Annotated in this window: 10 protein-coding genes (1 of these 10 cut by a window edge); all 10 read right to left on the bottom strand. The window is 52.1% G+C overall.

The window, feature by feature from the left end:
- Positions 1 to 698: the 5' portion of a lysine--tRNA ligase gene (gene lysS / locus ACZ2GZ_RS00465; RefSeq protein ID WP_021068200.1), read on the bottom strand. 793 nt of this gene lie to the left of the window's left edge; only the first 698 of its 1,491 coding nucleotides appear in the window; its start codon is at positions 696 to 698; its stop codon lies off the left edge, out of view.
- A gap of 145 nt (positions 699 to 843) precedes the next feature.
- Positions 844 to 1,782 carry a tRNA dihydrouridine synthase DusB gene (dusB, locus tag ACZ2GZ_RS00460; RefSeq protein ID WP_470295596.1) on the bottom strand — a complete coding sequence of 313 codons (939 nt, stop codon included), beginning with the start codon at positions 1,780 to 1,782 and terminating at the stop codon, positions 844 to 846.
- 79 nt (positions 1,783 to 1,861) lie between these two features.
- Entirely contained in the window at positions 1,862 to 2,365 is a 504-nt protein-coding gene (gene folK / locus ACZ2GZ_RS00455; RefSeq protein WP_470295403.1) for a 2-amino-4-hydroxy-6-hydroxymethyldihydropteridine diphosphokinase, read from the bottom strand.
- Positions 2,362 to 2,727, bottom strand: a complete 366-nt coding sequence (folB, locus tag ACZ2GZ_RS00450; RefSeq protein WP_470295402.1) for a dihydroneopterin aldolase — start codon at positions 2,725 to 2,727, stop codon at positions 2,362 to 2,364. The genes folK and folB overlap by 4 nt, the downstream gene beginning before the upstream one ends.
- Positions 2,720 to 3,505, bottom strand: a complete 786-nt coding sequence (gene folP, locus ACZ2GZ_RS00445) for a dihydropteroate synthase (protein ID WP_021068196.1) — start codon at positions 3,503 to 3,505, stop codon at positions 2,720 to 2,722. The genes folB and folP overlap by 8 nt, the downstream gene beginning before the upstream one ends.
- Positions 3,502 to 4,332, bottom strand: a complete 831-nt coding sequence (locus ACZ2GZ_RS00440; protein WP_058765122.1) for an aminotransferase class IV — start codon at positions 4,330 to 4,332, stop codon at positions 3,502 to 3,504. The genes folP and ACZ2GZ_RS00440 overlap by 4 nt, the downstream gene beginning before the upstream one ends.
- Entirely contained in the window at positions 4,316 to 4,900 is a 585-nt protein-coding gene (gene pabA / locus ACZ2GZ_RS00435; RefSeq protein WP_470295401.1) for an aminodeoxychorismate/anthranilate synthase component II, read from the bottom strand. The genes ACZ2GZ_RS00440 and pabA overlap by 17 nt, the downstream gene beginning before the upstream one ends.
- Positions 4,897 to 6,276, bottom strand: a complete 1,380-nt coding sequence (locus ACZ2GZ_RS00430) for an anthranilate synthase component I family protein (RefSeq protein WP_470295400.1) — start codon at positions 6,274 to 6,276, stop codon at positions 4,897 to 4,899. Before ACZ2GZ_RS00430 ends, pabA begins: the two co-directional genes overlap by 4 nt.
- Before the next feature lie 94 nt (positions 6,277 to 6,370).
- Positions 6,371 to 7,324 carry a cysteine synthase A gene (gene cysK, locus ACZ2GZ_RS00425; protein WP_021068192.1) on the bottom strand — a complete coding sequence of 318 codons (954 nt, stop codon included), beginning with the start codon at positions 7,322 to 7,324 and terminating at the stop codon, positions 6,371 to 6,373.
- 86 nt (positions 7,325 to 7,410) lie between these two features.
- A complete protein-coding gene (gene hslO / locus ACZ2GZ_RS00420) occupies positions 7,411 to 8,337 on the bottom strand; it encodes an Hsp33 family molecular chaperone HslO (RefSeq protein ID WP_470295399.1) in 927 nt (308 codons plus the stop codon).
- Positions 8,338 to 8,352: the final 15 nt, after the last annotated feature.

Here is an 8,352-nt window from a genome sequence, read left to right as displayed (position 1 = left end):
TCGATGGCGATCCGCATATATAATTCCATATCAAGTGCATTATGGTGCGTCAAGAACGGACGGGCCGCCGCTCCACCTGCGATTGTATGCAACATCGGCGTTTCGACTTCCAAGTAACCGCGATGGTTCAAGAAATTCCGAATTTCCGAGATGATCCGGCTACGCAGAATAAACGTTTGACGCGAATCGTTATTCGTAATTAAATCCAAATAACGTTGACGGTAGCGTTGCTCAACATCTTTTAAGCCATGATATTTATCAGGAAGCGGACGAAGTGCTTTTGTTAAGAGTTCGAACTCTTCAACATGAATCGACAATTCGCCGACGTTCGTCTTGAACAGCTTCCCTTTCACCCCGACGATGTCACCAAGGTCAGATGATTTGAATAAATCGAACGGTTCGTCACCTACGTCATTTTTACGCACGTAGATTTGGATTTGTCCTGTGACGTCTTGGATGTGGGCAAAGAAGACTTTCCCTTTTCCACGTTTCGTCATGATTCGTCCGGCAAGCGTCACTTCGACGTCTTGTTCGGCCAAGGCTTCTTTTTCAATTGCCTCATATTGTTCATGTAATTCACCGGCGTGGGCAGAACGTTCGAACCGACGTCCGAACGGGTCAAGCCCTTGTTCACGCATCTCGGTCATTTTTTCAAACCGAACCTGCATTTGGTCATTCATTTCCAACTCGTGACTCACTACTCCATTCACTCCTCTATACGTATTGGGGATGTCTAATAAAAAACTGTCAGCCTCACGGCCAACAGCACAGCCTAAACCGTTTGCTTGTGTGGTTCACTTTTTCGCCAAACAAGCTTACCACAAATCAATTTTTTTCACTAGTTCACACTTCTTGCATTTGTCGCTCGAGCTGTTCCACAAAATGATACAACACGATGCCAAAAGCATCTCGCGATTCCGTTTCGTTGATTTGCTTCCGAACCGGGCCGCTGCCTTTCAACCCTTTCAAGTACCACGCCGCATGTTGACGCATCTCGCGAACGGCCGTCCCTTCTCCTTTGATGGCAATCAAGCGATCGAGGTGCAACATACAGATGTCGATTTTTTCACGCGCCGCTGGTTCTGGCGGAAGATCACCCGTCTCCAAATACTGCACCGTTTGATACAGCATCCATGGGTTACCAAGCGCTGCCCGCCCGATCATGACGGCATCGACACCATAGTGATCAATCGCATGTTTTGCTTCTTGAGGTGTCGAGATATCGCCGTTACCGATAATCGGAACCGTCGCAATCTTCTTGGCTTCGCCAATCCAATCCCAGTTTGCGGTTCCTTCATATTGTTGAGACCGCGTACGACCATGAATCGCAATCGCCGCCGCTCCTCCGGATTGAGCCGCCCGAACATTGTCGAGAATATAAATATGGTCTTCGTCCCAACCGAGGCGCATTTTGACCGTGACCGGCTTATCCACCGCATTCGAGACGGCGTTCACCATCTCGTAAACTTTGTCCGGGTCAAGCAACCATTTGGCACCCGCCTCACACTTCGTGACTTTTGGGACCGGGCAACCCATATTGATATCGATGATGTCCGCATTCGTGTTTTGATCTACGTACTGGGCCGCTCTGACGAGTGTATCTTTCGAACCGCCGAAAATTTGAAGGCTGAGCGGCTTTTCCCGTTCATCGACGTACAGCATCCGGAGCGTTCTTGCGTTCTCCAATAAAATCCCTTTATCGCTGACCATTTCAGCACAGACGAGTCCCGCGCCAAATTCTTTAGCGATCAAACGAAACGCAGGGTTTGTCACTCCGGCCATCGGGGCAAGGACGGCGCGGTTCTTTATATCGATGTTACCAATTTTGAACCCTGACACTTCTCCACTTCCTTTGCTAACGTTAAACCGAGCTGACTAATGATTGTAACGGCCCGAGACGGACGACATCTTGTCGTTCCGACGCAGGAAGGGCTTCTAGCAACGCCCGCACCGTCATTCCCTTTACCTCAACCGCCGGAGCAATCTCCGCGAACGGGGCAAGGACAAAAGCGCGTTCATGCATCCGTGGATGCGGAACATTTAACTGCTTCGATTGTATATCTTCGCTGTTATAGACCAAGATGTCAAGGTCGATTGTACGCGGTCCATTCTTGAATAGTCGTTCTCTCCCTAGGTCCCGTTCAATCTGTTGGAGTTGAAGCAAGGCTGCTTCCGCAGAAAGCGACGGCTCGACTTCGACGACCATATTATAGAAGGATGGCTGATCTGTGTATCCGACCGGTGCCGTCTCATATACGGATGACTCTTTCGTCACCTGAAGACCGTTTACCGCCATCGCTTGAATCGCTTCTGCCAGATAGTTGGCACGCTCCCCAATGTTCGAGCCCAGCGCTACGTACATCATACGTTCCGTCTCCGTGTCATCTCAATTGCGACTGAGTCATAATGACCCGGGATGGGCGGGTCCGGCTTGATCACTTTGACGGTGACGCTTTGAATCTTGTCGCTGTGGGCCAAAACAGCCGTCGTAATGCGCTCGCCTAGCGCCTCAAGTAGATTGACTGGCTCCCCGGCGACGATGTCTTCCGTCAATTGATAGAGACCGGCGTAGCTGACCCCGTCTGATAAATCATCCGATTGTCCAGCCGGCGCCAAATCCAACTCACACATCAAATCGATGTTAAACCGTTGACCGAGTCGATTCTCTTCTGCAAACACACCGTGATAGCCGTAAAAACGCATCCCATTCACAAACATCTTATCCAATTTGTCCGCCTCCCAGCATCGCGTCCATCATGAGTGACGCTCGTTTATTCTCTCGTACGTCATGGACCCGAATCCACGCACAGCCTTTCATGATGCCTAGACACGTCGTCGCCAGTGTCCCTTCCAGTCGTTCTTCGGTCGGTAAATCAAGCGCTTGCCCGATAAATGATTTCCGCGACGTTCCGAGTAACACCGGATAACCGAGGTTCGTGATCACATCGAGTCGATTCATCAACTCCATGTTTTGCGCATAGTCTTTCGCAAAGCCGATTCCCGGGTCTAACCAAATCATCTCATCCGGCACACCTGCCGCTTGAGCGATTTCAATCGATTCATACAAGTCACCGACGACCTCCTCAATGAAATGGCCATAATTTCGATTGTCGCGATTGTGCATCAAGATGATGGGAACGTTAAACGCCCGTGCCACTTGTGCCATCGATTGATCGCCCCACTTCGAGCCCCAGACGTCATTGATGATATCGGCCCCGGCTTCTAATGCTGCCTTTGCCACCACCGGTTTGTACGTATCGATCGAGATGAGCACGTCGAGCTCTTGCTTCAGTTGACGAATGACAGGAACGACTCGCTCGATTTCTTCTTCCGCCGAGACGAACCGGGCTCCCGGCCGTGTCGATTCCCCGCCGATATCAATCGCGTCCGCTCCGTCTTGAACGAGTTGCTTGGCGTGAGCGACCGCCTGTTCGAGCGCCGTATACCGTCCTCCGTCCGAAAACGAATCCGGTGTCACATTTAAAATTCCCATGATTTTTGTCATCGCGTTTCTTCCCTCTCAATCGCATGCAACAAGACAGACCAACATGCTTTAAATTTTGCCCCGTCTTTTCCTGGATAACTGTTCCCGGCATAGTCTGTGACCGGAGCAATCTGTTGAACCGAATTGGTCAACCAAATCTCGTCTGCCTGTGTAAGTTCAGCAAACGTCACATCACGTTCCTTCACATCAAACGTATCCATCACCCAACGTCGCGTGACCCCAGCCAGAGGTCCCGTCGCGAGCGGCGTCGTCCAAAGTTGGTCAGCTTCGACCCAGAAGATATTCGAGACAAGCCCTTCTACGACATGTCCTGAGTCATCGGCGAACAGTCCTTCCGCCTCCCGATCAACGAGCATGCGCTTCCCTAATATATTGTTCATATAATGATGGGATTTTAAGCGGAATGCTGCTTCGGGCCGACTTCTCGGAAACGGGATGGCTTCCAGCCGTTTTTCCGTGGGCTGGAACGATTCCGGTAACGGCTTGACGAGCAGTGTCACGTTCGGACGAGTGTAGCGTCCGTCGTAGAGTCCAAGTGGGGCCACCCCCGCGGACACGTTCAAGCGCACATACAGGTTCGGGGTCCCGTTTTGACGAACGACGTCTTGAATCGCCTGCTCCATCTCTTGTTTCGTATACGGTAAATCAATCCACAGTTCCGCTAAGCTCTTTTCGAGACGTTCCCAGTGAAGATCAAACAAGAACGGGATGCCATTGAACGTTCGAAACGTCTCGAACAGGCCCATCCCATATAAAAATCCGTGATCTTCCACCGGAATCGTTACTTCAGAGCTGCCCCGCAGTTCGCCGTTATGCCAAAGCCACATGACGATACACCTCGACGAAATTACGAATCATGTCTTTGCCGTGTTCTGTCAAAATCGCTTCCGGATGAAACTGCACCCCTTCAATCGGTAACGTTTCATGCCGGAGTGCCATAATCTCTCCCAGGCTCGTCTCGGCCGTGACTTTCAAGCACGACGGTAACGCATCTCGTTCGACCGCGAGCGAATGGTAGCGTGTCACGATTGTCTGTTGCGGGATGCCGTTAAACAGCGTGTTTCCGTCATGTTGAATCGCTGACGTCTTGCCATGCATGAGCCGCTCGGCATGGACGACTTTTCCGCCGAACGCTTGAGCAATCGCTTGATGTCCGAGACAGACGCCAAGAATTGGGATGCGACCGGCAAACGCCTGAATCGCGTCGATACTGACGCCTGCCTCGTTAGGTGTACACGGACCAGGCGAAATGACGAGATAACTTGGGGCGAGCGCTTCAATCTCCTCGATCGTAATGTCATCGTTACGACGGACGACGAGTTGTTCACCGAGCTCCCCAAAGTATTGAACTAAATTGTATGTGAACGAGTCATAGTTATCGATGAGTAAAATCATACCGTCGTCTCCGTCCTTTCTTTCGCCGTCCATAGCGCTTTCGCCTTGGAAAGTGATTCGGCGTACTCCGCTTCAGGATTCGAATCAATCACAATCCCGGCACCAGCCTGAACATGGGCGATTCCGTCCTTGACGACCATCGTCCGAATCGTGATGTTGAACACGAGGTCATCATCCCAACTAAGCCAGCCGTATGAGCCGGTATAAATCCCGCGTCGGACCGGTTCGAGTTCCTCGATGATTTCCATCGTCCGGATTTTCGGTGCCCCGGTGATGGTGCCGCCCGGGAACATCGCGCCGAGTGCTTCGGCTCCCGATATGCCGTCCCGCATCAAACCGCGCACGTTCGAGACGATATGTTGGACGTGCGAGTACTTCTCGATGACCATCAGCTCATCGACATGCACTGTCCCGTAAGCCGCGACTTTGCCCAAGTCGTTTCGTTCAAGGTCGACGAGCATGACGTGTTCGGCCCGCTCTTTCTCATTATCGAGCAGCGTCCGAGCCAGTTCCAGATCTTCCGCCTCATCTCGTCCTCGTGGTCTCGTCCCAGCAATCGGGCGGGTCGAGATGGCGGCGCCATGTTTCTCGAGCAACAGTTCCGGCGAAGCCGACACCATCGTGAGCGAATCGTCAACGAAATAACCCATATACGGTGAAGGGTTCACTTTCCGGAGCGTGTCGTAGATGTGACGCGGGTGTGCGAGTAGCGGTTCCGACTGCCGGACGCTCAAGTTCACTTGGAACACATCGCCCTCGACGATGTAGTCTTGAATCTTTTGCACCGCCGTCACGAAATTCTCTTGTGACAATGAACGTGAACGTTCGAGCGTTCCGCTCGCGACCTGTGGGAACGAATAGTGCGTCTCGGTGTGCCAGAGGGCGACAAAGCGATCGAGTTTCACTTCTAACTGATCGTCCGTCGTAACGAGCATATATAAAAGTGATTCTTCTTCATCGAAGACCGCTACTTCATCGAACAGCAAGAACGAGACGTCCGGTGTCGCCAAATCGTCTGCCGCTTGCCGCGGTAAACGTTCGAGCGTTCGGGCTACGTCATAGCTTACATAGCCGATCATCCCGCCAAAAAACGGGGGAGCGCCAGCTGGCCGCTCGGTGGCGTACCGGGTCCGGATTGTTTCGACGATGTCGAGCGGGTCACCGTAAAGTGTTTCCGTCGCCTCTGATGTCTCGAACGTTCCGACCCCATCTTTCACGTGAAGCGTAGCGAACGGTTCAATCCCGGCCATTGTATAGCGGCCGACGCGTCCGCTCTCTAACCACGCATAATGCTTCTTCCCTTCCGTCAATGTCATATATGTGTCGTACATCTTCTCTTTTGTCATACTCATGGTTTTGAACGCTGTTTGTCTCACGCCACATTCCCCCGTTCCACTGATTCATGCCTTTAATTGTACACAAGAAAAGGCAGTTACCGAAAGAAGTTGTCTCCCGGTAACTGCCGTTTGTTTACGAGCGTACGCTATCTGATTCTTCATCGAATTGATAGAGCGGTGTGCTGAGGTAGCGTTCTCCGTTTGACGGGATGATTGCCAGCACGTTTTTCCCTTTGCCGAGACGTTTCGCCGTATCGACAGCCGCTGCGATCGCCGCCCCAGATGAGATGCCTCCGAGCACGCCGTTCGTTTTGGCCGCAAGACGTGCGTATTCGAACGCCTGATCGGTCGTGATTTGAAGGACACCTTCATAAATCTCCGTATCTAGAATCGACGGGATGAACCCGGCCCCGATCCCTTGGATTTTATGCGGGCCTGGTTTACCACCCGACAAGACCGGTGAATCGACCGGTTCGACCGCTAGGATTTGAACGTTCGGATAGTGGGCTTTCAACACTTTACCCGCTCCCGTGATTGTTCCACCTGTCCCGACGCCGGCGATGAACGCATCGACTTGAAGGCCTGACGCATCGAACGCGTCGACGATTTCAGGTCCTGTCGTCATCTCGTGCACGTTCGGGTTAGCTTCATTGTTAAACTGCTGCGGGAGGAAATAACCGTTTTGTTCAGCCTCTTCCGTCGCACGGCGAATCGCTCCGCCCATCCCTTCAGGACCCGGCGTCAAAATGAGTTCGGCACCGTAGCCACGAAGCAAATTGCGACGTTCCATGCTCATCGTTTCCGGCATGACCAAAATCGCTTTATAGCCTTTGGCCGCACTGACCATGGCGAGACCGATTCCCGTGTTCCCACTGGTCGGTTCGATAATCGTATCTCCTGGTTTCAAGACCCCTTCTCGTTCAGCCGCTTCAATCATAGCGAGCGCAATCCGGTCTTTTACGCTAGAGCCCGGGTTCATATACTCCAATTTCAAGTAAACCGTGGCATCTTCAGCGCCAGTCAATCCATTCAACTTCACAATCGGTGTCTTTCCAATCAAGTCTGTTACTGAATCTACGATACGCATTTCATTTCCTCCTCCATAATTCCGACTATTCCGATATTGTAATCATACCCTATCAGATTCAAAATATGCAATTTGGAGTAAAGCGGTCAACGTGCTTGTTGTTTCATCGTTTCTAATTGTTCCGCCGAGAAGTGGTATTTCTCGCCGCAGAAGTGACAAACCGCTTCAGCGCCGCCATCCTCTTCAATCATGTGACGAATCTCTTCGGCACCGAGCCCGATAATCGCGCTTTCCATACGGTCGCGGCCACATGTGCAATTAAATTGAACCGGTTTTTGATCCAACACGTCGAGGCTGTCGCCAAGGAGCATATGGAGCATTTCTTCCGGTGTTTTCTCTTCACCGATGAGGACCGACACTGGCGGGAACGTCTTGAGCGCCTGTTCAAGCGCTTGAATCGTCTCTTCTGACGCATCCGGCATCAATTGAACGATAATGCCACCGGCCGCAAGAATCGATTCATCTTCTGGAAGGACGAGCACACCCGCACCGACGACTGACGGTACTTGTTCTGACGTCGCAAAGTAGTACGTGAAGTCTTCGCTAATCTCACCCGTTTGAATCTCAGACGAGCCGCCGACAAAGTCTTTCAAACCGAGGTCTTTAATGACCGAGATCGTCCCGCGTCCGACGGCTTCACCGACTTTCAACTTTGTCAAACCGTGATCATTCACAAACGTGCCGCCTTCGACACGAGGATGTGACACGTAACCGCGCACGTCACCCGCCGTATCGGCATCGACGATGATTTTCCCAATCGGTCCATCGCCTTCGACTTTGAGCGTCACGCGAGCGGCGCCTTTTTGCATCGCACCGATCATCGTCCCGATCGTCATCGTGCGACCGAGCGCTGCTGAAGCGACCGGTGTCGTCTGGTGACGGAGTTGCGTTTCAAAGATTGTTTTTGTCGTCCGGACGGCAAACGCGCGGACTTCCCCGTTGAACCCGAGGGCACGGACGAGGTAATCGGCTTTCATTTGGTCAAGTAATGCTTGTTGTTCTGGTTGAATCATATCGAGTAACTCCTT

It is taken from the genome of Exiguobacterium sp. KKT215 (assembly GCF_055635335.1).
Note: the sequence above shows the minus strand (reverse complement) of the source record. Positions and strands in the feature narration are given on the sequence as shown.

Excerpts from the sequence above, each read along its gene's own strand:
- dusB (WP_470295596.1), bottom strand. The coding sequence starts at position 1,782 with ATGGCCGGAGTGACAAACCCTGCGTTTCGTTTGATCGCTAAAGAATTT.
- folK (WP_470295403.1), bottom strand. The coding sequence starts at position 2,365 with ATGATGTACGTAGCGCTGGGCTCGAACATTGGGGAGCGTGCCAACTAT.
- folP (WP_021068196.1), bottom strand. The coding sequence starts at position 3,505 with ATGACAAAAATCATGGGAATTTTAAATGTGACACCGGATTCGTTTTCG.
- ACZ2GZ_RS00440 (WP_058765122.1), bottom strand. The coding sequence starts at position 4,332 with ATGTGGCTTTGGCATAACGGCGAACTGCGGGGCAGCTCTGAAGTAACG.
- pabA (WP_470295401.1), bottom strand. The coding sequence starts at position 4,900 with ATGATTTTACTCATCGATAACTATGACTCGTTCACATACAATTTAGTT.
- cysK (WP_021068192.1), bottom strand. The coding sequence starts at position 7,324 with ATGCGTATCGTAGATTCAGTAACAGACTTGATTGGAAAGACACCGATT.
- hslO (WP_470295399.1), bottom strand. The coding sequence starts at position 8,337 with ATGATTCAACCAGAACAACAAGCATTACTTGACCAAATGAAAGCCGAT.